General features: G+C 50.9%; 21 protein-coding genes. 8 read left to right on the forward strand and 13 right to left on the reverse strand.

Going from position 1 to position 24555, the window contains the following annotated elements; translation table 11 throughout:
• The first annotated feature begins 197 nt into the window (after positions 1-197).
• The 3 genes from EDC56_RS16845 (at position 198) to EDC56_RS16855 (ending at position 5299) form a co-directional block, all read left to right on the forward strand.
• Positions 198-650: a hypothetical protein gene (locus EDC56_RS16845; RefSeq protein WP_123713751.1), complete on the forward strand. Its 453-nt coding sequence runs from the start codon at positions 198-200 to the stop codon at positions 648-650.
• A gap of 390 nt (positions 651-1040) precedes the next feature.
• Positions 1041-3071: a TonB-dependent receptor domain-containing protein gene (locus tag EDC56_RS16850; RefSeq protein ID WP_123713752.1), complete on the forward strand. Its 2031-nt coding sequence runs from the start codon at positions 1041-1043 to the stop codon at positions 3069-3071.
• A gap of 140 nt (positions 3072-3211) precedes the next feature.
• Positions 3212-5299: an FUSC family membrane protein gene (locus EDC56_RS16855; protein ID WP_123713753.1), complete on the forward strand. Its 2088-nt coding sequence runs from the start codon at positions 3212-3214 to the stop codon at positions 5297-5299.
• Between the two features lie 4 nt (positions 5300-5303).
• On the opposite strand, the gene EDC56_RS16860 is transcribed toward EDC56_RS16855, so the two are convergent.
• Positions 5304-6275 (reverse strand): RDD family protein, encoded by a 972-nt coding sequence (locus tag EDC56_RS16860; RefSeq protein ID WP_123713754.1) that lies wholly within the window; start codon positions 6273-6275, stop codon positions 5304-5306.
• Between the two features lie 457 nt (positions 6276-6732).
• Here EDC56_RS16860 and EDC56_RS19490 point away from each other — a divergent pair, with 457 nt between their 5' ends.
• A complete protein-coding gene (locus EDC56_RS19490) occupies positions 6733-6987 on the forward strand; it encodes a hypothetical protein (protein ID WP_148059442.1) in 255 nt (84 codons plus the stop codon).
• On the opposite strand, the gene EDC56_RS16865 is transcribed toward EDC56_RS19490, so the two are convergent.
• The gene (locus tag EDC56_RS16865; RefSeq protein ID WP_123713755.1) at positions 6945-7697 is read right to left on the reverse strand and encodes a hypothetical protein; all 753 of its coding nucleotides are present in this window, start codon (positions 7695-7697) and stop codon (positions 6945-6947) included. The two genes, EDC56_RS19490 and EDC56_RS16865, sit on opposite strands and share 43 nt — an antisense overlap.
• The gene (locus EDC56_RS16870; RefSeq protein ID WP_162844229.1) at positions 7697-10423 is read right to left on the reverse strand and encodes a S8 family serine peptidase; all 2727 of its coding nucleotides are present in this window, start codon (positions 10421-10423) and stop codon (positions 7697-7699) included. Before EDC56_RS16870 ends, EDC56_RS16865 begins: the two co-directional genes overlap by 1 nt.
• Positions 10424-10551: 128 nt before the next feature.
• Here EDC56_RS16870 and EDC56_RS16875 point away from each other — a divergent pair, with 128 nt between their 5' ends.
• Positions 10552-10998 (forward strand): YaiI/YqxD family protein, encoded by a 447-nt coding sequence (locus EDC56_RS16875; RefSeq protein ID WP_123713757.1) that lies wholly within the window; start codon positions 10552-10554, stop codon positions 10996-10998.
• 221 nt (positions 10999-11219) lie between these two features.
• A complete protein-coding gene (locus EDC56_RS16880; protein WP_123713758.1) occupies positions 11220-11414 on the forward strand; it encodes a hypothetical protein in 195 nt (64 codons plus the stop codon).
• Between the two features lie 64 nt (positions 11415-11478).
• Here EDC56_RS16880 and EDC56_RS16885 read toward each other — a convergent pair whose 3' ends face one another.
• Positions 11479-13173: an AMP-binding protein gene (locus EDC56_RS16885; protein ID WP_123713848.1), complete on the reverse strand. Its 1695-nt coding sequence runs from the start codon at positions 13171-13173 to the stop codon at positions 11479-11481.
• 417 nt (positions 13174-13590) lie between these two features.
• On the opposite strand from EDC56_RS16885, the gene EDC56_RS16890 reads away from it, so the two are divergent.
• On the forward strand, positions 13591-14010 hold the full coding sequence (locus tag EDC56_RS16890; RefSeq protein WP_123713759.1) for a phosphate-starvation-inducible protein PsiE: 420 nt from the start codon (positions 13591-13593) through the stop codon (positions 14008-14010).
• 1 nt (position 14011) lies between these two features.
• Here EDC56_RS16890 and EDC56_RS16895 read toward each other — a convergent pair whose 3' ends face one another.
• Both EDC56_RS16895 and EDC56_RS16900 read right to left on the reverse strand, forming a co-directional pair.
• Positions 14012-15937 (reverse strand): MFS transporter, encoded by a 1926-nt coding sequence (locus EDC56_RS16895; protein ID WP_123713760.1) that lies wholly within the window; start codon positions 15935-15937, stop codon positions 14012-14014.
• 156 nt (positions 15938-16093) lie between these two features.
• Positions 16094-16426 carry a hypothetical protein gene (locus EDC56_RS16900; protein ID WP_123713761.1) on the reverse strand — a complete coding sequence of 111 codons (333 nt, stop codon included), beginning with the start codon at positions 16424-16426 and terminating at the stop codon, positions 16094-16096.
• A 305-nt stretch (positions 16427-16731) separates the two neighbouring features.
• Here EDC56_RS16900 and EDC56_RS16905 point away from each other — a divergent pair, with 305 nt between their 5' ends.
• Positions 16732-16950 (forward strand): DUF3820 family protein, encoded by a 219-nt coding sequence (locus EDC56_RS16905; RefSeq protein WP_123713762.1) that lies wholly within the window; start codon positions 16732-16734, stop codon positions 16948-16950.
• A gap of 25 nt (positions 16951-16975) precedes the next feature.
• Here the strand turns inward: EDC56_RS16905 and EDC56_RS16910 are convergent, their stop codons facing one another.
• The 7 genes from EDC56_RS16910 to EDC56_RS16940 all read right to left on the reverse strand — a co-directional run bounded on the left by EDC56_RS16910 (position 16976) and on the right by EDC56_RS16940 (position 24553).
• Positions 16976-18937, reverse strand: coding sequence for a DNA topoisomerase III (locus tag EDC56_RS16910; RefSeq protein WP_123713763.1), 1962 nt, complete (start codon positions 18935-18937; stop codon positions 16976-16978).
• A gap of 181 nt (positions 18938-19118) precedes the next feature.
• Positions 19119-19811, reverse strand: coding sequence for an arginine ABC transporter permease ArtM (gene artM, locus EDC56_RS16915; protein ID WP_123713764.1), 693 nt, complete (start codon positions 19809-19811; stop codon positions 19119-19121).
• 3 nt (positions 19812-19814) lie between these two features.
• Positions 19815-20492: an arginine ABC transporter permease ArtQ gene (gene artQ / locus EDC56_RS16920; protein WP_211333741.1), complete on the reverse strand. Its 678-nt coding sequence runs from the start codon at positions 20490-20492 to the stop codon at positions 19815-19817.
• Positions 20493-20502: 10 nt separating this feature from the next.
• Positions 20503-21246, reverse strand: coding sequence for a transporter substrate-binding domain-containing protein (locus EDC56_RS16925; protein WP_123713765.1), 744 nt, complete (start codon positions 21244-21246; stop codon positions 20503-20505).
• Between the two features lie 11 nt (positions 21247-21257).
• Positions 21258-21995: an ATP-binding cassette domain-containing protein gene (locus EDC56_RS16930; protein WP_123713766.1), complete on the reverse strand. Its 738-nt coding sequence runs from the start codon at positions 21993-21995 to the stop codon at positions 21258-21260.
• A gap of 573 nt (positions 21996-22568) precedes the next feature.
• Complete coding sequence (efpL, locus tag EDC56_RS16935; RefSeq protein WP_245980733.1) at positions 22569-23144, reverse strand: elongation factor P-like protein EfpL; 576 nt, start codon at positions 23142-23144, stop codon at positions 22569-22571.
• Positions 23145-23206: 62 nt separating this feature from the next.
• The gene (locus EDC56_RS16940; protein ID WP_245980734.1) at positions 23207-24553 is read right to left on the reverse strand and encodes an MATE family efflux transporter; all 1347 of its coding nucleotides are present in this window, start codon (positions 24551-24553) and stop codon (positions 23207-23209) included.
• Between the last annotated feature and the right edge of the window lie 2 nt (positions 24554-24555).

Below are 24555 nucleotides of genomic sequence, written 5' to 3' on the forward strand. Positions count from 1 at the left end.
TTTATTATGCGATTGGCGAGACAGCGGCTATCTTGGTAGGGTCGCCGCTCGTTTTTACAGCCGAGCCTATTCTTATAATAGGCCTGTTTTATCTACGACCCGGTACCTATAGATAGATCTTTACAATAGTAGAGCACCGCCATTTTTTGGCATGGTGTTTTGCACAATAAATACCTTAAAAAACCAGGAAATATTTCATGCCATACCTTAGCCGTATCATTTTATTAAGCTGCCTGTCGCTAGTCATTGCCGGCTGTTCTCACCATCAAGGCAAGCCCTCTGGTGGCGCCAGCAACATGCCTGGCGCCGAGGGCACCTTCGAATTTAAGCCCAGTGATTGGGTTGAGAGCGAAACCACTTGGTGGGTTGATAGCGACGGCGTCAACCCCGGAGTGGCAGGCTGCCACATCGGCACCAACGAGAAAGGGGTTCCCAATGGCAGGAAATTTGGCGAAGCCTGTCTAGCAAACGGTCTATTGGTTGAGTCTAACCCTGGTAAGGGTGAGTTGCACAGCCACGGTAACGACATTGGCCATCCAGATACCTTCGACTGTAACGCCTGGTGCGTCGGCAACGGTCACACTAGCGGTGTCTGTGAGGTCGCAGCAGCGCCACCCTGTGAGCAATCCGCACGCTGCGCCTGCGACTAGACTCAGTCAGTTATTATAACCAGCGAGATGCTTACAGCACCGCGACAAAAGATGTCTTCGAGCAAAGCTTCGAAGGCATCTGCAACTAAGCTAAGTCATTAAACAATCAATTGACCTTGAATGCAGCCAACACAAGCCAGCACACTGTCGTTTTTCTTCGCAACCTCGAAGCACCTTTTCAACGTAAAATTCACTTCAGACACGCTTAAAAAGCTTTATTTATGCCTTAAGCTACAATATAGCCTTCACTATATCGCTTAAAAAAAGTTACACTTAAAGAAAATTAAAAATCATTAACCGCGACAAATTGTCGCAGTTACCCCCTTCTCCTCCCCCTCCCCTTCAAGTACGCTTGCCTGCGCTCAAAATGCCGTAACCAGGAAGATAAAAGTGAAAAAAATATTAATACTCGGAGCCGTTCTAAGCCCTTCAGTTGCCCTTGCAGGCCACGATTTACCCATCGAGATTGTCGAAGTCACCGGACAAAGGATTGAAGAGCCAAATAACGCAGAAATGACTAGCCAAGCACCGCTTACTCAACCTGTACAAGATGCCGGCGCACTATTGCGTGCCGTCAACGGTATGGAGGCAGCGCGGCGTGGCGGCCGCGGCTTCGAGCCAATCATCCGCGGGCAGAGTCAAAATCAAATTAACGTCATTAGCGACGGCGGCTATAGCTTTGGTAGCTGCCCTGGCCGCATGGATCCCCCTACCACTTACGTCGGTTTCGATAACTTTGACCAAGTGACCGTCATCAAGGGTAATCGTTCTGTGATTTATGGTGCCGGTGGCAGTGGCGGCACCATCCTTTTTGAGCACCAACGACCTGACTTTTCAGAAAAAAGTTTATTAGGCTCGGTCGTCGCCGGCTATACCTCAAACTCCGATACCAAAAGCCTGTCAGCCAACCTGGCGATGGGTAACGACGACGCCTTTGTTCGCGTTTTCGGTGAGCACAAAACTGCTGGCAATTATGACGACGCCGATGGCAACACTGTCTCATCCGCCTTCGATTCTGACAATGCTGGCATTATCGCCGGCGCCGATATCGGCGAGCAAGATTATATAGAAGCCTCCTTTGAAAAAGCCAAAGAGCGTGATATGTATTTCGCCGGCAACGGCATGGACACCCCATACGCCGACTCAGAGACCATGCGCCTACGCTGGAAACACAGCGGTGAGATCTTGTTTCTCGACAGCTTAGAAGCGACGCTTTATAGAACCGATGTCGATCACCTGATGGACAACTACACGCTGCGAGACCGTAACCCAATGATGGGCTCTGGCATGGCTGCACCAACATCCTCTGAGACCTATGGCGGAAAACTGCTCGGCAATATCGAAACAGAAAACAGTGAGATCAAGCTTGGCATGGACTACCTAGCCAACGACCGCAGCGCACGCATGTTCATGGATATGGGTAAAGACGGGAGTTACGATATGATCGGCGCCTATCTATGGCCCGATGTCGAGCAGCGTCAACTCGGTGTTTTTGCAGAGTGGGACTATCAATACAGCGAAGACGACCTGCTGCGCGCCGGTCTACGCTACGATCAGTTCACCATGGAGGCAACAAAAGCTAACGAAACAGTGGGCATGATGGGCAGCGCAACACCGCAAAAGCTTTATCAACAATTCTACGGTACCAGCACGAATAAAGTAGAAAACAATGATGTTGGCTTTGTCCTCGGCTGGGATCGCAGCCTCGACGATGACAAGCTGTTCTCAGTCAATGTCAGCCGCTCGATACGTAACCCCGACACCAACGAAGCCTTTATCGCCAAGCAGTCGATGGGGATGAATCCATCGCACTGGGTAGGCAACCCCAACATCGACTCAGAGGTGCATCAGCAAATCGATCTCACGCTGATGTCAGACGATAGCGAACGCAACTGGTCTGCGACCGTCTTCTGGGACAATGTCGATGATTATATCGAGCGCTACAATGTCGCTGAGAATACTTTGTATCGCAATGTTGATGCGACATTAAAGGGCGTCGAGCTGGAGTATGGCAGTGAGCTTAGCGACAACCTTAGTGCAAATATTGCCGTCTCTTACACCCGAGGCGAGAGTGATAACGGACCACTTGCGAACATCGCACCACTCACCGGCAGGTTCAAGCTGGACTATCGTCGCGATAAGTGGGGCGTAGGCTCCGAACTGATTGTTGCCGACCGCCAGGACAAGTACAACAGTGACGTCGATGTCGATGCCGAGAGCCCTGGCTTTGCCGTGATGAATCTGTACAGTCACTGGCAGGCCAAAAAGCAGCTGACTGTTGAGGCCGGCGTGGAGAACCTATTCGACAAAAACTACGCCTATCATGTTAATACCGCCTCAGTGGATCCCTTTGATCCCACGGCAATACGGGTCAACGAGCCAGGTCGTCAATACTGGCTCCGTGTCCGCTATGCCATTTAAACGGTGCTCACTGTTTAGCTAACACCGTACCATCTAACTCCCCTCAGCTGCCGCGCTGGGGGGAGTTCAGCCGAATGCTATCTGCAAACGGGTAAAAATGTTAACATTGAGCACAACGTGACTCACGACGATGAAGACTTATGTCCCTGCTACGGCCTCGATTCCTGCAAATACTTTCATGGCGCTACTTCAGCAGCATTCGAGAGAGTACTGCCGCTTGGAGCTTTATCAGCTGTTCAATCCCCCTCTTTCTGCTCGGGCAAATAACCGCAGGTATCTCCCTATCACTGGGCACGATAGCCGCTTGCTTAGCCGATAGCGGCAAGTCGCTACGTCATCGCCAATATGACTTCCTGTTAACTGTACTGTTATTTTTTCCTGTCAGCCTTGGCGTCGATTGGCTATTTCCTCACACCATGCTTTTTGGAGGCTATCTCGCGGTGGCGAGCTTCCTATTATTAATGCTCTCTATTTTTAGCCCACGCTATGCCGCTATCGGCTTCGCCACTACGGTACTGATAACGTACACGATGATAATGCACACTGATGGCCAACCAATATGGCTAACACCCGCATTACTCACCACAGGCGCTATCTGGTACGCGATCTGGCAGTGGCTGCTGCAAAAGGCGCTTCCGCACCGGGAAGACGCCGACCTTATCCACGACCTATACCAAACCCTCGGTGAAAAACTGCTGTCCCACAACAAACCATTAACGCGTAAACAGAGCAATTTAAACGATGATTTTATTACCTCGGCTCGATTACGATCCACCCTTGCAGAGAAGCTCGAGCACGTAGAAGGGCGTATCCATCAACAAATCGCCGATAGAGAAGGCAACGACAAGCTAAGCCTTATTCACTCCTTCGTTCAACAGGCGAGCTACATTGCCGAACAAACACGTCTGATGCACTTCAATCCAGCCGAGCAATTCGGCCAAGATAACACTGCCTGGATTAATAGCATTGTCACTAGCACCGATGCCATAGTGAACTATTTGCACAATGTTAGGATTGAGAATATTAATAGCCTGCCGCTACCGGACATTAACTTCGGCGCACTTAGAGCCGTCAGCACCAAAAACCAATACCCACTAGAGACCTCTCAGGCGCTGGCCTTCATCAATAAGCTCGAAAAGATATACTGCGCCCTGATGAAGTTAGGCGCCACCCACGAGCTCGAATACCCGATAGCAAAGCCTAAACTTAGCTTGCGAAAGCTCCCCGCTAATATTAATACCAACGTTAGACTATTTCTCTGCAACCTAAACTATAACTCACCCCACTTCCGCCACGCCTTACGCGGCTGTCTCTGTTTGAGCATCGGCTTATTTCTTGTACGCTTTCTTAATCTTGAATTTGGTTTTTGGACGCTGATGACTAGCTTGTTCGTGTTAAGACCCAACCTATCGATGACTTGGGACAGACTGCGAAACCGTGTCGCTGGCACAGTGTCTGGCCTCATCGTCGTCAGTTTTTTACTTTATCTAAACCTACCAAACAGCGTATTATCGTTAGTGTATTGCGCCGCTGCGGTGTTATTTTTTCATACCACAGCACGTGTCTACAGTGTCGGCGTCTTCGCTGTTACGTTATTTGTATTTTCAGGCTTCGCCCTCAATGGCCAGGCCGACCTAATTCTTCTCCCTCGGCTCGAAAACACGCTACTCGGTGTCGCCTTGCCGGTACTGCTTGTTCTGTTAATGGCCCCCGGTTGGCAAAAGAAAGCCTTTCCTGGGCAGTTTATACAGACAACAAATAGCTACAAGCACTACTTAGTGGCACTGGCCGATTATCTTGCAACACCTAACGTCCAGCCATCACATGTCAACAACTTGCTGCAGCAGTGCGTCATCAACGATACCCATCTATTCGATCACTGGCTAAAATATATTGGCGAGCCTAAGCAGGTAAAGAAAACGACCGTTACAATTCTATTATGCTGCCGCCACTCTAATGTCATGCTGCGCCTACTCACCCAGCTCAACGCCGAAATAGATAAGGAAAATAGCAGCGAACTAGTCACTATCATCGATGAGTTGAACAATGCTATCGACGCTTTTTCTACCCTAGAGGAACAACTTGAGCGCGACAAAAGTGACTTCTACAATATAATCGCTAATAGAACAGACAACATTGCCGGCAATATAACAGCAGCCGAACAACTCACCCACGAAACCAACCCACTCATCATATTAAAAGTATTGAAAAGAATGGCCAAGAAATAACAACCTACGACTGATCGCCAGCTTGCACGGTATCTAGCCCATTTGCTGATAAATCTGCTGTTTGAAAACGATAACTCTTCCTTGACCAGCGCGACCAGATACCAATAGCAAAGCCATAATTGAGCCTGACAACAATCTCATCGCTATCCTTTGCCTTCTGGTACGCTTTCAACGTGCTCATCGCTAGTTTTCGCGCAAGTTCGGTATCACTGATAATATTCTCTGCGAGCATTGCGCTCACCTCTACACGCTTTAACGCATCGACCGGTCGCACCGAACGATACAGTGTTGACTCTCCCTGAGTCACTTTTGCCGATATGACCGAGTGCTCCTCCCGCAACAAGCGCTCTGTTTCGGCAAGACCTATCGAATGATCTTGGCTCATCGGTAAGTCAATAAAGCGTGGCATGACTGTGGCCATCATAAAAATCAACACTGTCACGCTTAAATGTGCTCGCCACATAGGCCTCACCGACTCACAGGGTGCCGCGCTATTCACCACCAACGTGCGTACCACAAGATCATGCAATGACTGCTTTGTGATATAATTAAAAAGTAATAAATAGACTGTTGCGACAACGCTACCAATGACTATAACGGTTAGAGGGTAGTGGATATAACGCATCAACTGCTCGCTAAGGATATCGACCCCAAGCAGTGACAGCGGAATGGCAAAAATACAATAGCGAACAAAAGACCTCAACAAGTCGATACTCTTACCATTGCGATCGACAACTTTTATTCTTGTTAGCTTTTTACCGAGGGTTTGGCCATCACTTACCCGACTATTCAGGATACCGAAATAAAGTAAAGCCGCTACCATACCGATCAGCACTCCGCGCGCACCCAGCTGCACAAAGCTCGCCTCATAGGCTAAGCTCAAAAAAAAGCCAAATATGCAGAGGAGCAGTAAATCAATTGAAAAAGCAATGACTCTACGCCCCAGGCTAGCTAACCACGGTTTTCTCCCGACCAAGACACACCCCTATTTAATTATTATTATTCATTCGAATGATTAAGCCTCGCCGCTTGGAAGTATGATCAAGCTTCCCCCTACGACAAGTAAGGGGATACCGTACCTCAACCATCAAAAATAATACAGCGTCATAGAGCATCTACAAATACTTTCTGACACGTTTAAAAAGTAGCGATAAGCTTAGTAATAAAAGTAGAATCGTCATTAAAAACGCGCTTTTATCGCAAGCGGCTATTAGCAATAGTAGGCAGTATTATTTTCATTGTGATAGGTAGCGCATTCAGCCGAAGTACGATTATCACAACAAACTTCGTCCCATATAACTCACACTGAGCGGTAATTAGAGCGCTTAGAATAGCTTGTTTTATGCTATGGTATTAACCCTGAGAGAATAGACCACAACTTAACTCAACACATTTTTCGTCATGGATGACCAAGACAATACAGGAGGTTTTACATGTGGTATTACTTAGGTTTTTTATTTGTCGCCGCGGCCAGTGCCGGCGTTATTGGCTCGATTGAGCCTAGTCTCAACCAATACAAGACACTAACACGCGCGCGCTTTGGTGCGGTTATATACGCAGTATTAGCCATCATCTGTTTTGTTGGTTTGGCGCCAGATCCGGGCAGCAACAACCTGTTCAGCAGTCCCAAACTAACACTTGACCACTATCCGTCACCTGCCATCCGTGCCGCAACCCGTAAGACATGATCGACATCTCTCGCCTCAGCACCACGTCGCTCATCCATCTGATCGATATAACGTAACAAACCTACCTCGTTAAAAGCGTACATTGGCGTGTCTTCGACAAAGTTGGGTGTTAACCGCTGCGTTTCGAAACGGCAGGTCCTTGCATGATAGAGGTTAGCTGCGTCACTATTATCGATCAACGTTAAGCCCGGCTGGTAATTCACCAGCAGCCCCCAGCCCTGCGCAAGCGAAGTAGCTAACAACTGTCTATGCAAATCCTCTACACTAGCAGCAGAGCATTGTTGTTGTGCGCACTGATAATGCTGAAGTCCCTGCTGTGAAATTAACCAGGTGGCGAAGTAGCGGCGCTCTGCTGGCAGCCAGAAAGCTGTTGGGTAAGGCGGGGTATCCTGGTGCGGCTGCTGACAACGATCCGTCAGAAATGGGTTGGCACTATACTCATGCTGTTGCGGCGCCCGCATAGCAATGGTGTAATTTAATTTATTAAGCGGCAAGCGTGGAAACTCTATGACGCCATACTGAGCAATATCATCGCGTAAATATTGCAGAAAGTCATAGGCATCGGCGCAGTATGGCCAGCGCCCAAAGAGCGCCTCCGGGATGTGTAGCCGCAACCCCAGAGGCTTACCGTGTAATGTATAGCAACCTGCCTCGACTCGACACTCTTGCAGCAAATCCGCTAACGAAAAAGCTTTTCGCGTCGTCTTCACTACAGGGCCTGCCGAAGTGATTGCGTCATCATCTCCGGAGGGATGCGCTTCGTCTGCTTGAACGTCGCCGACGTAGCAGACGGCGAAGTCAACGTGGTTAAATTACTGACTGTAAAATCAATGCCATCGATCTGCTGCCCCGTCGCCTCCACCGGGCCGATGAGAATGCGCTGCTTGGCCCCTAGCACGGGATACTCTCCTTCCGCCTCCCCGTAATCACTCAAACGACTGTCTTGATCCATATTAGTACTGGCAAAGATGAAATACTCACCGCTCTCAACATCGTTAAATTGATAGCGATACTCGCCCTCCACACGCTGCGCCTCGACAATTTTGTAGAGCTCAATGGATTCCGCCTGCTGTGCCTCGGCTGCATCTTGCACCTCTCGTCGAATTAGACCAACGAAGAGTGCACCAACACTCGACAACTCTCTAGGGTCAGGCTGCTTCACTAAAACATTCACCTGTTGCTGCAAGTCTGCACTCCCTCCCCCATCGACCTGCGCCGTCACCGATAATAGCGCCGCTCGCACCTCGCCAGTGGAAAATCCTTCTCTTTCAGCGCGGAGGCTATAGCGTCCCAATCCACGTTCATCGACGTCTTCGGCAATGACCGTCAACCATGGTACGTTCGATTGCAAGCTGCGTACCGATACAGGCAAAGCGCCACCACTTAGCACGGTAAAACTGGTCTCACTACTCAAGCCCGTAATACTTATTGCCGCAGGAGAAATTGCCACATAGGGGGATATATCGCCGTCGAGTGCCTGTAACGCCCTCGCCGCATCGATCAAGCCGGCACCGTAGAAACTTTTGCTACCAATATTTTCCGTTAGCTCACCTGCGCGTAAATAATCACGAAACTCGCTAGGGGTAAGTATTTCTCCAGCCAACTTTTTCACTGATATCATCAACGCTGCAACACCACTCACATGTGGGGCGGCCATCGATGTGCCCTGATACCAGGCATACGCCGCACCGGAGCCGTCATCGCTATTACTGCTACTCAGCACCCCGTCTGGATTACCGTCTGAGTTCAAATCCTGCACGATATTGCCGCCAGGCGCCGCGACATCAATGGCACCGTAATTCGAATAGGGGGCCAGTTGCTTACTCTGATCGACCGCACTCACCGACACCACCGTATCATAAGCCGCAGGGTATGAGGCACGACTGGTGGCCTCGTTGCCTGCTGCCGCAATCACCAGTACGCCCGCCGCTTCCGCCTCGTCAATAGCCGCCTTTAATGCCGCACTGGAAGAGGGCCCACCAAGCGACAAATTGATAATATCGGCACGCCGCTCTGGCCGTTGACCAGAGGCATTATCAAGACCCGCCGCAAAGCGTATCCCCTCAATAATATCGGAGTCGAGACCTTGGCCATCGCTACCTAGCACTCTGATAGGCATAATCTCTGCGTCGAAGGCGACGCCAACGACACCTCTGTTATCATTCGCTGCCGCCACGGTTCCGGCTACATGCGTACCGTGTGAGGTAGCCCCCGTGTCAGAAGGATCGTCATCGATCTCGGTGCCATCTGCTTCGTCACCATCGCGAGCAGAACTCTCCGTTGAGACAAAGTCATAGCCGGGTAATAACTGCCCGGCAAACTCGCTGTGAGTTGTCACGATACCGGTATCAATCACCGCCACCGAGACACCACTCCCCGTACTACTATCCCAGGCCGACGCTAGGTTGATCAGCGGGTAGTGCCACTGTAGAGGATAGAGTTCATCGGCAGGCTCGAGGTAGGCCCTACGTAGATAATTTGGCTCCGCCCAGGCGACATCATCGCGCTGACGCAACTCGGCAATATATTCTAGCGTGCGTTGACGTATGCCTTTTTGCAGTCGCAGGCCACTGCGCTGATCGTCCTTCACGCTAAAAGCCGAGGCCGTTGCATCCGCTATCTGCAGCCGCCAGCCTGTTGAGTTATTACCTGCCACTACCTCTGCGCCAGTCAAATCGGGAACAACTTCGCTCGACACTGCCTGTGTATCATTAAACGCTGATCGCAGCGCGGGCATTTGTACTTTAAATTTCACCAGCACTTCGCCGTCAGCAAACTCCGCCTCGCTGTCGATACCAGGGTCACTAAGCGTACTAATCTGCTGAGATATTGACAGAGTGTAGAGCGCCGGAGCGCCGCGGGAAGCCACCTCGATGTAATAACGCCCGCTACTTGCCACTTCGGTGTTCAAATCGTCAAGCTGATTGACTGCTGCCATCGACTGATAGTCATAGAGTGTCAAGGCAGCAAATTGTTGCGAGTCTGCTAGGTTATCTCGCCCCTCATCTGCCGGGTAGAGCTGCAGCCGGACAGACTGCCCCGCTAACAGCTCGACGACAAAGTAGTCGACCTCATCACGGGCGTAGCCACGTGCGGCATCCAATTTATAGCTTCCAGACTGACGGCTAACATAGCCTGACAACATCACCGGGTTAGCAATCGGCTGAGCGCTCTGCAGCAGGTTATTGGTGGCTGATTGCAACAATCCTTGTGCCCCCATCGTATCACCATCTATTTGCGCGTTATGGGGGATGGTAATCGTGCCACTGATTCCGAAAGGGGCCTCTACAACCGTCGGAGCTTCCTCTTCGCCATCAGGCCCTGAGTCATCGGCAGCACCACCGCCGCCACCGCCACCGCCACCGCCACAGGCGGTTAAACTCAATACTAAAAACGCGATAATGAACCGTCTACACTCATCTGCCCTAATCAACATCGAAAACCCTGCTGTTATTATCTGTTCCATCTCTAGTCATCATACCTTTTTGTCATGACAATTTCCCTTGTCCGCGACACTGCTATACCTATAGAGTACCCACTCTATTCATCGAAAGGTACAATATTATGTCCATTTGGGTCGATGCCGACGCCTGCCCTAACGCGATTAAGGAGACTCTGTTTCGGGCCGCCATCCGCTCCAAAACAGCATTGACACTCGTCGCTAATCACTCAATACACGTTGCCAAGTCACCTCTGATTAAAATGGTACAAGTACAATCTGGCTTCGATGTCGCCGACGACTATATTGTTCAGCAAGCACAAGCCGGCGACCTGGTCATTACCTCTGACATCCCCCTCGCCGCCGAACTGATCGAAAAGGGTGCGCTTGTTATCACCAGCCGAGGAGAGGCTTATACCGCGCAAAATATCCGCCAAAAACTCAATATGCGTGACTTCATGGAGACAATGCGCTCAAGTGGCGAAGTCGGAGGCGGTCCCAGCGCGATGAGCGCCAAAGACAAACAAACTTTCGCCAATGCACTGGATCGCTACCTCGCTCAGCAACGCTAGCGCCCAACGGCGAGAACAGCCAAGGCAACCAAGCCAAGCTTCTCGCCCATCCTAGAACTTGTCCCAGTTCGCAGTTTCGAGAACATTCAACAGCAGCACCGTTACAATCCATTCACTTGCACGCAAGATTGACGCAACGCATCGATAGCTCAACGGCAACGCTCTAACATCCAGCTTAATAATTCTAAATAAAGTCTGCTAACCCAAGCCGGAATAGTGTTATGTCGAAACATTTTATCGATCAGGAAATACTGGCCAACGTACTGGCCAAGATCCCCCCGCAAGCTGTACAACAGCAACGCATTACATTAATTAATGAGCTGATTAGCCAGGGGGTTACTGAATCTAAAGCCGTTAAATACGCCTACCAGCAACACTTGGCAGAAATTGAAAGCGAGCAGCAGATACAACATTAAAAAATAGCAAAAAAAAAGCCCGCAACAAATGCTTTTGCCGCGGGCTTTTCTACGTCAGCAATAACTACGCAGCGTCACTGTCGCGCAACTCCCGTCGCAGGATCTTTCCGACCGGTGTCATTGGCAGCTCATCACGAAACTCAATGTATCGCGGCAGCTTATAGCCGGTAAGATGCTCTCTACAATAATCCATTAACTGTTCTTTTTTCAGCGCTGTATTGTGCGTGACAACAAATAGCTTCGGCGCCTCTCCCGACTTTTCATCGGCAACACCAATCACCGCGCAGTTAACCACGTCAGGGTGACTAGAAACGACGTCTTCGATCTCATTCGGGTAGACATTAAAACCAGAAACCAGAATCAAATCTTTAATCCGATCGACTATCTTGACGAAGCCATCTTCAGCAATCACCGCCACATCGCCGGTACGCAGCCAGCCGTCCTCACTCAATACCTCTGCTGTCGCGTCTGGGCGCTGCCAATAGCCTTTCATCACCTGATCGCCGCGAACACAGAGCTCACCACGCTCACCAAGTGCAACTTCACTTCCATCGGCATCGATACACTTGAGATCAGTACCCGGTAGCGGCAGCCCGATAGTACCAATCTGAGCTTGCTCTCCGAGTGGGTTAACACACACAGCCGGGGAGCACTCTGTCAAACCATAGGCCTCCGAGATGGTAATTCCTGTCGCCTCTCTCCAGCGTAAACTGGTGTCTTTCACCAGCGCCGTACCACCCGATAGCGTCATCGATAACTTGGAGAAATCGATCAGCTTGAAGTCTGGGTGATCCATCAATGAGACGAATAAGGTATTTAGACCAATAAAACCAGTGATAGCGCGATCTTTAATCATCTTAATAAACATCTTCGGATCGCGCGGATTGGTAATTAAAATGCTGTGATTACCCATTTCCAGCATACACATGCAGTGCACGGTAAAAGAGTAAATATGATAGAGCGGTAATGGCGCAACGACGGTCTCAGTGCCGCGACCAAAAATCGGCTGGCCCTTGTCATTCTTCTGGTGTAGCGCAGCCTTAACCTGAAGCATATTCGCCAGAATATTTTTATTCGTTAACATCGCCCCTTTAGCGACGCCCGTCGTGCCACCAGTATATTGCAAAATGGCGAGGTCTTCCCGAGTCGCTGGCCGCGGTGTATAGCCCTTACCAGCTGCCGACGACAGTGCCTGACGCCACTTCACCGCCTTCGGCAGGTTATAGGGCGGCACCATCTTCTTCACGTACTTCATCAGGCCGGTAATAACATGCCCTTTAAGACCTGGCACCATATCGCCGATGCTAGTAACGATGACATGCTCGAGCGGCGTCTCCGCTAAGATTTCTTCAACCATATGACCAAACATATCAACGACGATAAGCGCCTTGGCACCAGAGTCGTTAAATTGGTGTTTCATCTCGCGCGTGGTGTAAAGCGGATTAGTATTTACCACCACCATCCCAGCGCGCATTGCACCAAAGACAGCAACAGGAAATTGCAGTAAGTTTGGCATCTGTACGGCGACACGATCACCCGGCTGTAGGTCGGTCTCGTGCTCTAGGTAAGCAGCAAAATCTGCGCTTAAGCGATCTAGATCTGCAAAGCTTAATGTGTAACCAAGGTTGGTGAAGGCGGGCCGCTCAGCATTATCTTTGCAGGCCTTATCTAACACTTCGACAATGGAGTCGTACTGGGTGATATCGATGGTGTCAGCCACGCCCGCAGGGCGCTTACCGTTAAAGAAATTGTCGAGCATATTGCCTCCAAAAATCAACTTGTTATATTTATAAATAAGCAAAGTGTTACACAGCACGTAGCAAATTTAAAGCTTACTACATGCGTAATGTTTTATCTGCTAACAACAGCCTGTTAAAGGTGAATTTTCGAATCAACTTAATGCCTCACTACCCGCATACACCGGTGAGTGTGGTGATAGGGAACACCTTAACAACAACAAAACTAAAACCGCAGGTAGCTAATATTAGCTTACTATCGGCCGCCCACAAGTCACCAGCAGAGACTGCAATGGTTCGGCGATACACATCATCAGCGCCACAACATTGTCAGAACGATCAGTCTGTAGTAAAAGGCTCGCAAACAGTACGGTTCATCCATCATCACAGCTGTGCTAAGGTAGCGCCCCTCTTCCTTAAAGACCGTCGCAGGAGTAGTCATGGACGAAAGCAATCTTCCTCTCAGCATTCGCAAACCCCTCAATAAAGTCATCGGTTGGATAGAGGCGGTGCTGCTGATCAGTATCACTCTCGCCACCATTGCCGCTATCGCAGAAGAGTTCCACCTTATCTATCAGGTTGGCTATGTTGCGCTGAGCGACATCCTATTGCTGTTTATCTATCTCGAAATATTAGCCATGGTGCACCAATACGCCAGCCACGGGAAACTACCGGTACGCTATCCAATCTACATCGCGGTTATCGCCATCGCTCGCTATATTATTCTCGGCATGAAGGAGATGGACAGTACGCAACTCATTATACTCTCCATCGCCATCTTTATTTTGACCGCCTCTACCACCGTGATGCGCATTGGCCACTTCTATTGGCCCTACAACAAAATGAGCGACGAAAAATAAACTAGTTCGCCTCCTCTGAGTCGTGCTTGGACTTGTTGCGGCTTTCGCTCTGTTGCAACATCTCTGCAATACTGTACTGCAGCTCCTGCACACTAAAACCCTCAGCCGCCATCGGCGTCTCCGCGACGATTTCCACTTTCGAGTAAAAACGTCTCGGCAGCTTCGACAACGCCGGGCCGCCACGGTGACTGAAAAAACTCCCCCATAACCCGGCTAGCGCCACTGGCACAACGGGTACTGGTGTCTCGGCGATAATCCTCTCTATCCCCGCCTTAAACTCATTCATTTCCCCCGTCGTCGTCAACTTACCTTCGGGGAAAATACAGAACAAGTCACCAGCCTCAAGCCCTTCCTTAATATCACGCATAGCACGGTCATACACCTCGCTATCGACATGACTGGAGACAATTGGCACCGTCCTTCCCACCTTAAAAATATAATGCAAGACAGGAATATCATAGATGCTTTTAAGCATGATAAAACGTATCGGCCGACGGATCGCCCCCCCCATCAACAACGCATCAACATAGCTGACATGATTCGCCGCGATAATCGCCGCGCCCTGCTTAGGGATATTATCTAACCCCCGGTGCGTCACGCGGTACATCGTATGGGTCAACATCCAAATCAAAAAGCGTACCGTAAACGCTGGCACCGTCGAATAGATGTAGAGACTAACGGCGATATTCACCACCGATAGGAACAGGAAGAACTCTGCAATACTATAATGCAGCTTACTTAAGACAAGAATGGCGAGCAGTGAGCTCACTACCATAAACAGCGAGTTTAAAATATTGTTCGCAGCAATGATTCGCGCTCTCTGTTTCGGCGCGGAGTTTGCCTGGATAAACGCGTAAAGCGGCACGGTATAAAAGCCGCCAAATATGCCCAGCATGGCAATATCGACCAGTATCCTAATGGCATGGTGGCTGGAGAGAAACCCCCCCGCACCAATAAACTCACCGGCCACTGCCAATGGCTGAAAATTATTAATGGCAAAATAAAGGTCGATACCGAACAAACTAAGACCGATCGAACCCAAAGGTACGATACCAATTTCAATCATGCCTTTCGACAACCGTTCACACAGCAGCGACCCAACGCCAACACCAATGGTAAAGGCACACAGCAATAGCGTTACCACATTATTATTACCACCAAGACTGTCCTTGGTTAGCGCTGGCAACTGAGTAAGATAAGCCGCCCCCAACAGCCAAAACCAGGAAATAGCCAATAATGATAAAAATACCGGATGATTCTCGGCCGCCGTCTTTAATAGCTTCGTGGTCTCCGTGAAGGGGTTTAGCTTAACCTTAAGGTCTCTCGATATAGAGGGAGCGCTCGGCATATAAAAGCTCGCCAACAAACCGGCTGCTGCAACAGCGATAAGCACAATAGACAACCACAGCATGGCCTGCGAGTGCCCTGCCAACATACTGCCGCAGATAGTACCCAGCAGAATCGCGACAAAGGTGCCCATTTCTATCTGTGCATTACCCGCTACCAACTCATCCTCGGTGAGCATCTGCGGTAATATTGAGTATTTAATAGGGCCAAAAAAAGCCGACTGAGTCCCCATCAAAAAGAGAATAAATAGCATCAACCAGACTTGGCCGCTATACAAAGCAAAACAGGCTAAAGCCATGATCATTAATTCCGCGGCCTTAACACCCCGGGTTAACGTTGCCTTGTCGTACTTATCCGCAAGCTGACCAGCAAGCGCCGAAAATAAGAAAAAAGGCAGAATAAATAACCCGGCAGCCAAGTTAACTAATAGGCTGCCCTGCTCGGCGTTGCTCGCAGTACCGAACAGTAAAAGTACAATGAGGGCATTTTTAAAGACGTTATCATTAAAGGCGCCAAGAAACTGGGTAACGAATAATGGCAGGAACCGTCTCTCACTTAATAACTTAAACTGATCACTCACTAAACTCTCGCCTTTGTAGGAGATGGCCGGGCCATCGACAGCTCATCGTGCAACGACTGCCTGCACTTTGCAAGTAAGCGCCCAACAACCTTTAATACACTAGACATCAGCGGGGTGTTTTAACAGCATGGTGATCGATTTTTCGGCCTAATACCACTAACCCGCCACGGCACTCGTCCTATGGCGCCGCTCAATATCGATCAAGCAGTTTAACTGACTTATCAACAGTCGGTTGATGGCGGGTGCCTGTACCGGGTTCAAAGAGTATTCTGCGACGGCAGCTAACACTAGGCGAATAAAGCCAAAGCGCTCGACATCTTCATCCTGCAGCGATTGCTCGGAGACACGGTTTAAGACAGCAATCGCCTCACTGTATTCCTCATGCAACTGTGACAATAAGGTACCGCTGTACAGCTCACTGAGCTTCTCCAGGGTGTTATGGACATACAACAGCGAGTAGTTTAACTCTTGCTGAAGGCTCTCGCTCATCAACCTATCTTTTCTACGGCCCGCAGTGTCGTGCATACGTACCTCTCATCTAGTTAGCCTACTCTGTGACAGGAGTCAGATTAGGCAACCACCTTTAAAAAAAATAGTAATATCTTACCGCCTTTAAGCTCTTTCTTACGACGAGCTTCAAACCAGCCAAACAATTATTATCCCCACACGCCTTATAATGCAAGTTTATAAAGAACACGACGATAAGTTAACATGGCCGACCTCGCCTAACTAGGCTGTATCGATAAAAGCCTATCTCGATTACACTGGCCTTTTAGCCTACACCAGCAAGCACTATGATTGAGAAACAACACCTCGTAAAGATTGCCAATAAGACGATGCCTTTCGGAAAGTACCAGGGGCGCACACTGCTCGACCTTCCAGAACCCTACCTGCTGTGGTTCAGTCGCCAGGGTTTTCCACAGGGTGAACTCGGCACACTGCTTGCGTTAACCCTAGAGATCAAAACCGAGGGGGTCGAAGGCGTGCTCGAACCACTGCGCCAAAAAAGATAACAACTATCACTTCGCACGGTAATATCTAGCGACGACCAGCACGTGCTTTTGCAGCAGTGCTGCCCCTGCCACCGCCTGTTGAGCGACGACGCTTTTTCCCCCCTCCTCCCTTCTCTACCGGCAAGCCTTTTAATGCCTCCGGCAGCACCGCTTGAGCCTCGGCAATTAATGGATAGAGTGACTGCTGCAGTGGCTGCATGAAACAGCCATACCGTATCTGCCGCTCACTAATCGCATTTAATGACGCCTCCCACTGTGCCGTCATATCCGCCGTCGTGGCGCTTTCAGGCAAACTCGCGACCAACCCCCTACCTGCCGCTGTAGCGGTGATCGTCTTGGCCGCACGGCGCAGAAATTTACGCCTAAACAACAGTTCGATAATACCGGCTCGCGTCGCCTCGGTACCCAGACCATCGGTGTCCTTCAATATTTTCCTCACCTCTGCGCTGCTGACATGGCGTGCAATGCCGGTCATCGCCGCCAACAGCGTGGCATCGTCATATGGCTTAGGCGGCTCCGTCTGCTTTTCCAGCAGCTTTGCAGTGCGGCAGAGGCAGGATTGGCCGACGACCAGCGGCGGCAAGAAACTATCCTGCTGCTGGCGGCGGTCAGGAAGGACACGCTTAAAGCCCACATCGACGAGCTGCTTGGCCTTTGCCACAAACATACCGCCGGCAATCTCGACCCGGACCGCCGTCTCATTATATTGATAGGGCGGGTAGAACTGCGCCAAGTAGAAGCGACTAATCAGTAAGTAGAGTTGCTGTAACGGCTCCGACAGCGACGCCACGGCCATACGTTTCTCCGTCGGAATGATCGCGTGATGGGCGTCCACCTTGCTATCGTTCCAGGCACGGCTGCGTCGACTGTAGTCGACCGCAGTCAACTCCTGCGCTAACTCGCTTATATTCTCCGCCAGCGACGCACACACTCGCGGCGCCATAGCGTGTTGAGCAACAGGCAGATGACGGCTATCCGAGCGTGGATAAGTAATTAACTGGTAGCGCTCATAGAGCTGCTGGCAGTGCTCCAACACTTGCTGCGCCGTCATCGCAAAGCGTTTACTCGCCTCAATCTGTAGTGCCGATAAGTTAAACGGTAACGGCGCATTGTACTTCTTAAGACGCTTATCAACGGCCTTTACCACCCCTTGCTGACCCTCGATACGCGAGCACACATTCTCCGCTAGCGGCTTACTAATTACCCGCCCCTGCTCATCCTGATAGGGACGGCAGGCCTCGCTCGGCTGCCAGCTGGCACTAAACCTCTTCCCCGCATCCTCGTCAGCTACTCCTATAGGCTCCAGCAACGCTTCCACCTGATAGAAGGGGTGGCTGACGAAATGTTCGATCTCTGCATCACGCTTGACCACCAAGCCGAGTACCGGCGTCTGCACTCGACCTACTGACAACACGCCATCATAGCCCACCTTGCGCCCCTGCAAGGTATAGGCCCTGGTCATGTTGATACCATAGAGCCAATCCGCCCTCGAGCGAGCCAGCGCTGAGGTCGATAACGGGATAAACTCTCGGTTGCTGCGTAACTGAGTCAATGCCTGGCGCACCGCAGGCGGGTTTAGATCACTGATCAACAGCCGCTGCACCGACGCTGCTCGCTCACCTTTAACGCCGAGATAGGCCAGTACCTGGTCGACCAATAACTGCCCCTCCCGATCCGGGTCGCCGGCGTGTACGACACTATCCGCCTCGCGCAGTAATGATTTAATCACCGCCAGCTGCTTTTTCGTCTTTGCCTTCGGCATTAACTGCCAATTTTCCGGCACGATGGGCAGGTGCTCTAGCGACCACTTTTTGAAGGCTGGGTCATAGTGTTGCGGCTCCGCCTGCTCCAACAAATGGCCCACACACCAGGTCACACAATCACCGTCAGCACTATAAATGCAGCCGTCTTGCTTGCGATGCGGCTTGGCGAGCACCGCGGCGATGGCCCGACCAAGGCTGGGTTTTTCTGCAATAAACAATCTCATTTATTCACTGTATATAAATACAGTCAAGTACTCAAGCCTACTCCCTGAGATTATTGCAGCGCGCAGATGACAGCATTCGTCACAACAGCCTATTTAACGTAAAAGGCCGAGCACTAGCTTACCCAGTACTCGGCCTTCTTTATCTTCGTACAACTGCCATCGTACGCTCAATAATTAACGACTAACTCACCGACTGAAAGCGTAACGCGCGTCGCTCCAACAACCTAAAGCCCAGCGTCAACAGCGCGGTGATGACCAGGTAATAGGCGCCGGCAACAGTAAATACCGTTAACGTATCATAGGTCTGCGCATTAATACGCTGCGCATAGCCCATCAAGTCCATAATGGTAATCGTGCTGGCCAGCGAGGTCCCTTTTAGCACCATAATCACCTCGTTCGAGTAAGCGGGCAGGACCTGCCTCAACGCACGCGAGACGACTACTGACAGCGTCTGCCGAGTATTCATTCCCAGCGCCTTACAGGCCAACCAATCCGACGATGGTACGGCCTCTAGCGCGCCCTTGAACAACAGCGCAGAGTAGGCCGCTGTATTCATCGCCAACGCCAATACCGCGCAGAAGAATGGTTGACTGAGATACTCCCAGAGCCAGCTCTCTCGCAGCCAGTCGAACTGCCCTGGCCCCGAATAGATCAGAAAGAACTGCACCAGCAACGGCGTGCCGGTAAAGAACAAAATAAAGCCTCGCACCAACCACTCGAGTAGGAACACTTTTAACTCGAGAATCAGTGTAAAGACCGCAGCCATCGCCGCCCCGGTTAGCAGACTCAACAGCGCCAACTTCAGCGTCGTTAACACGCCAACCGTTAAAGTGTCCAAGTACAGACCGTCAATCACCGCTTGCAACCACTCCATAACTTACGCCTCTGCCTGTCGATCATAGTGTGCGGCACGATGACGCAAGTACTTCATTAGCTGCTGACTGAGCAACGTAATCAGCAAATAGATCATCGCCGACAACGCGTAGTAGGTAAATGGCTCATAACTCGTGGCTGAGGTCAGGCTCGCCTGCTTCATCAGCTCCGTCACCCCGATGAGAGAGACCAGCGCGGTATCCTTTAGCAACACCATCCACTGATTGCCTAGCCCCGGTAGAGCAAAGCGCCAAGCCTGCGGCAAGACGATGCGAAAGAAACTGTACAGCGGCGACATGCCTAGGGCACGACACGCCGCCATCTGCGAGCTTGGCACGGCATTGATCGCCGCCCGCAACGTCTGCGATGCATAACCGGCGAAGAGCAGCGCCAGCGCGGTGACGCCGGACCAAAACGGGCTGACCTCAACGTAGTCGTCGGTCAGCAGAAACAACGCCTGGGTGCTGCCATAATAAACAAACATCACCACTAAGATCTCAGGAACCCCACGCACCACCGTTACGGCAATGCTGACCGGCACACTTAACCAACGATGCTTACTCATTTCGCCCGCACAAAACAACAGCGCGAAAACGAAGCCGAACAGTAACGCCGTTAACGCCAAACCGAGCGTCATCATCGCTGCAGTCGCGAAAGCATTCATGATGGGGAGTTCAAACATTAATAGAGCCTTAGTTCGCTAGGTGCTTATCGTAGATTTTCTGATAAGTGCCATCGGCCTTTATCTTCGCCAAGGCTTTGTTAATCACCTCAAGTAACTCGGCATTGCCCTTGCGTACAGCAATGGCGAGGCCCGAACCGAAGTACTTGCTATCGGTCACAGGCTCACCAACGACCTCAAAGCTGCCTTTACCGCGCTTTTCCAGCCACTCATGGGCAACCACCGCGTCTGAGAACACCGCATCGACACGCTTATTGCCTAAGTCCAGATAAGCCTGGGGATAGCCTTTATAAGGCACAATAGTAATCTTCTCGGCCTTCATACGATCGTCTAAGTAGTTCAGATGGGTCGTGCCATTCTGCACTGCTACACGCTTTCCGTGCAGGTCGTGGATGCTTTTTAAATCACCGCTGCGAGCAACATAGACGGCCGAGTTTGCCACATACACATTACTAAAATCGACGGCCTTGCTACGCTCTTCGGTGACATCCATGGCGGCAATGACAGCGTCGAACTTATGGTAGCGCAGACCGGGGATTAAGCTGTCAAAATCATTACTCTTGAACTCACACTTAACTTCAGCCGCCGCACACACGGCACGCGCTAGATCCATATCAAAGCCCTGGTAGTTACCCGCCTCATCGAGATACTCGAACGGTGGGTAAGTCGGCTCGGTGGCAAACGTAATCTTGTCGAGGGCAAACAGTGGTACGCTGGCCAACATCGCTGCAGCAAAACAAAGTAATTTCTTCATCGTATTCCTCTTTAGTGTTTTAGATAGTTTTCAAATTCTGGGGTTTTAGGTTCTTGCATACAAGCTGCAGGCCCCTCTTCAACAATCCGCCCTGCCTCCATATAGACGACACGCGACGCCACTCTTTTAGCAAAGCCCACCTCGTGGGTCACCACAATCATGGTAATCCCCATATCGGCAAGCTGTTTAATAATCTGCGCCACCTCATTGGTAATCTCAGGATCGAGCGCCGCGGTCGGCTCATCAAACAACAACACTTCAGGCTCCATCATCAGTGCCCGCGCGATCGCCACACGCTGCTGCTGGCCACCCGACAGTTGGCTGGGAAAGACCGCCGCCTTCTCTCCGATCTTCAGCTGAGCCAATAGCTGTTCAGCCTTAGCCGTCGCTTCGACCTTGCTCAACCCCAATATTTTACAGGGTGCCTCAATCAGGTTTTGCATGATCGTCATATGTGGCCACAGATGATACTGCTGGAACACCATGCCAACCTTCTGTCGCAATCGTCTTGCCTGCTGGATAAAAGCCTTATTCTTCGGCGCAGGAAAACTAAAGGTGTCACCGGCGACCACTAAGGTACCGTTATCCGGCGTGTCCAATAGATTCAAAATACGCAGCAGTGAGCTCTTACCTGCACCGCTTGGCCCCAGCAACACCGTCGTCTCACCGGGTGCGAAACTCAGCGAGACATTCTTGAGCACATGGGAGGCGCCCCAACTCTTATCAATAGCTTGCAGGGTAATAGTCATAGCGAGGAATTCAGGACCGTTTTGATGGCAAAATATCTGGCAAGGATACGATAATTAATCGCAAAACGACACCACCAAGCGGCCTCGGGCTTTAATTGTTGATCCAAGACAGGGGTTTTAGTGGCGCGGAGTTAGCGAGATCGTACGTATCAAGCTCGAGAGTATGGCTCTAGAATCACAAGCGACGATTAATCGTGGTGCTCACATTAAAAAAAAGACAGAAAAAAACGGTCACGAGGACCGTTTCAAGGGCTTGGATTGGAGCTATTGATCATCTTTTTATATCCAGCTTCGCTCAGCCGGGCAGCTCGCTTACAATCGACAGCAAAGCAATAAAATAAACTGACCAATATTCATACAGCAGCAACCGTGCCAACTCAATAAACTAGACGGTAGTGTTGACAAAAAACGTCAGTTCTCCAGCCACAACGATGGGCAGCGTAAAATCCATCGACAGCGATCGACAACAGCGTGACGCCCGTCACACTCTGGCGCCCACGTCATTGCAGGTACACAGCCAAATCAAAGGGAATAAACGCAGGTGTCAGAAAACCGACAGTCTCCACCCCCTCTTTAAGCGCGCGACATAAACTTATTGTTGCTGGTGTTTACTTTGATTGCCTCACCCGGCTCTAAATACTCCGGTACCTGCACCTCCAGCCCCGTACTCAGCGTCGCCGGTTTCGTCCTTCCCGTGGCGGTCGCTCCCTTGATGCCCGGAGCCGTTTCAACGATCGTCATTTCGACCGCGGTGGGCAAATCGATGGCAATAATCTGGTCGTCAACCAACAGCGCGGTAATACCTTCAAGACCTTCCACAAGGTACTCTAGCTGCCCCTCAAGCTCATCAGTTGACAACGTATATTGGCTATAATCATCCAGGTTCATGAAGGTGTACATCTCACCATCAAAGTAGGAGTACTGTACTTGCGTGCGCAGGCAGTCGGCATCCTTAAGCATGTCATCACCCTTGAACGACTCATCGAGCTTCTGCCCTGTCTTCAAATTATTGAAGCGCACCTTATAGAGTGTTGAAGCCCCTCGCGAAGACGGACTCTTAGCGTCGAGTGTCTTTACAATGTGCGGCATGCCGTTAATCTCAACGACCATCCCCTTCTTTAATTCACTTGCCTTGGTCAACGGACTCACTCCCTGCTCTAAAACGATTGAGAGGCGATTCTAGCGAATCGACGCCTCTTACTCCACTGCCATCAGTCAGCGGACAGTTTGCTGATGCCGAGTTCCAGACGCCTCACCCGTCGCAACACCATATAAAATGCCAACACGGCGAAAAGCAATACGCCCGCGGCCTCGCCCATCAACACCCCCATTGGGCCATACAGCGCCGACAGCCAATACACGAAGGGGATGACACCTAATAACGAGCGTGCAAAGTTAAACACCGTCGCCATATAAGCCTGCCCCAAATTATTAAAGCCAGCATTAGCAACAAACAATACACCGCTAAAGACAAACCCCAAAACGAGATAATGACAGTAAAAATCAATCAACTCTGCCGCTAAGCCGGTCGCGCTGAAACTGTCAATCAACACATCGCGCAGCAAGAATAAGAGCATCCAAGCAAATAGACAGTAAGCAAGATTAACCAGCATCGCGTCGATGATGGTACGCCTAACCCGGCAATAGAGTGCTGCACCGGCATTTTGACCGATGATAGGCCCGACCGCCCCCGACAGGGCAAAGATCGCCGCAAAGGCGACTGGCACAATACGACCGATAATAGCCGAGCCGGCGACAGCCTCGTCACCGTACTGCGCCATCGTCTTCACCACAAAGCTACTCGCCAACGGCGTCGCCAGAGACGTCAACATCGCCGGCCCAGCAATCGCCGTCACGGTGCCTAACGAGCCGATAAAACCTGCAAAGGTAATCGCTCGAGGTAGCCGATGCTCTGATTGAATCCAATACAGCGCCAACAACATCAGCGCCACTCGCGAGCACACCGAGGCCCACGCCGCGCCCTCCAGCCCCCAGCCAAAAGTGAAGATAAACAGTGGGTCCAGCAACACATTAACCAGCGCCCCTAGCACCGTCACTAACATCGAGCGCTTGGCATCACCCTGCGCTCGCAGCGCCGCTGCCGCCCCCATCCCCAGCGCCAGCAAAGGCGTCGCCGGCAATAAGATCCGGCCATAGCGTACCGCGTAATCTAGCGTCTCATGACTAGCACCGAGAAAGCGCAATAGCTCTGGCAGAAAGACAAAGATCGGGATCGTCAGCAACACGGACACAACCAGACTATAGAGCAACACGTAACTACAATATTCGCCGGCACGCTGACGATCACCGGCACCCAACGACTTCGCCACCAGCGCCCCCATACCCACCTGTAGACCAATGCAGGCTGCGGTGGTAAAAAACAGCAGTGTTCCCGCGAAACCAATCGCCGCCACCAGTGAGCGCTGATCGAGCAAACTGAGGAAGTACATATCGACCAGGTCGGAGGTAAATAGCATTAGCAAACCGACCGTCGAGGCCAGCGTCATGGTGATGATGTGTTTGAGTGGCCTACCGGTTACAAATTTAGCGTTCGCCACCG

The organism is Sinobacterium caligoides (assembly GCF_003752585.1).
In the GTDB taxonomy this organism is placed as follows: domain Bacteria; phylum Pseudomonadota; class Gammaproteobacteria; order Pseudomonadales; family Sinobacteriaceae; genus Sinobacterium; species Sinobacterium caligoides.

What these genes read in the sequence shown, in the direction of transcription:
- EDC56_RS16845 (WP_123713751.1), top strand. Translation starts at nt 198, where the DNA reads ATGCCATACCTTAGCCGTATCATTTTATTAAGCTGCCTGTCGCTAGTC.
- EDC56_RS16855 (WP_123713753.1), top strand. Translation starts at nt 3,212, where the DNA reads ATGTCCCTGCTACGGCCTCGATTCCTGCAAATACTTTCATGGCGCTAC.
- EDC56_RS19490 (WP_148059442.1), top strand. Translation starts at nt 6,733, where the DNA reads ATGTGGTATTACTTAGGTTTTTTATTTGTCGCCGCGGCCAGTGCCGGC.
- EDC56_RS16870 (WP_162844229.1), bottom strand. Translation starts at nt 10,423, where the DNA reads ATGTTGATTAGGGCAGATGAGTGTAGACGGTTCATTATCGCGTTTTTA.
- EDC56_RS16875 (WP_123713757.1), top strand. Translation starts at nt 10,552, where the DNA reads ATGTCCATTTGGGTCGATGCCGACGCCTGCCCTAACGCGATTAAGGAG.
- EDC56_RS16880 (WP_123713758.1), top strand. Translation starts at nt 11,220, where the DNA reads ATGTCGAAACATTTTATCGATCAGGAAATACTGGCCAACGTACTGGCC.
- EDC56_RS16885 (WP_123713848.1), bottom strand. Translation starts at nt 13,173, where the DNA reads ATGCTCGACAATTTCTTTAACGGTAAGCGCCCTGCGGGCGTGGCTGAC.
- EDC56_RS16890 (WP_123713759.1), top strand. Translation starts at nt 13,591, where the DNA reads ATGGACGAAAGCAATCTTCCTCTCAGCATTCGCAAACCCCTCAATAAA.
- EDC56_RS16900 (WP_123713761.1), bottom strand. Translation starts at nt 16,426, where the DNA reads ATGAGCGAGAGCCTTCAGCAAGAGTTAAACTACTCGCTGTTGTATGTC.
- EDC56_RS16905 (WP_123713762.1), top strand. Translation starts at nt 16,732, where the DNA reads ATGATTGAGAAACAACACCTCGTAAAGATTGCCAATAAGACGATGCCT.
- EDC56_RS16910 (WP_123713763.1), bottom strand. Translation starts at nt 18,937, where the DNA reads ATGAGATTGTTTATTGCAGAAAAACCCAGCCTTGGTCGGGCCATCGCC.
- artM (WP_123713764.1), bottom strand. Translation starts at nt 19,811, where the DNA reads ATGGAGTGGTTGCAAGCGGTGATTGACGGTCTGTACTTGGACACTTTA.
- artQ (WP_211333741.1), bottom strand. Translation starts at nt 20,492, where the DNA reads ATGTTTGAACTCCCCATCATGAATGCTTTCGCGACTGCAGCGATGATG.
- EDC56_RS16925 (WP_123713765.1), bottom strand. Translation starts at nt 21,246, where the DNA reads ATGAAGAAATTACTTTGTTTTGCTGCAGCGATGTTGGCCAGCGTACCA.
- EDC56_RS16930 (WP_123713766.1), bottom strand. Translation starts at nt 21,995, where the DNA reads ATGACTATTACCCTGCAAGCTATTGATAAGAGTTGGGGCGCCTCCCAT.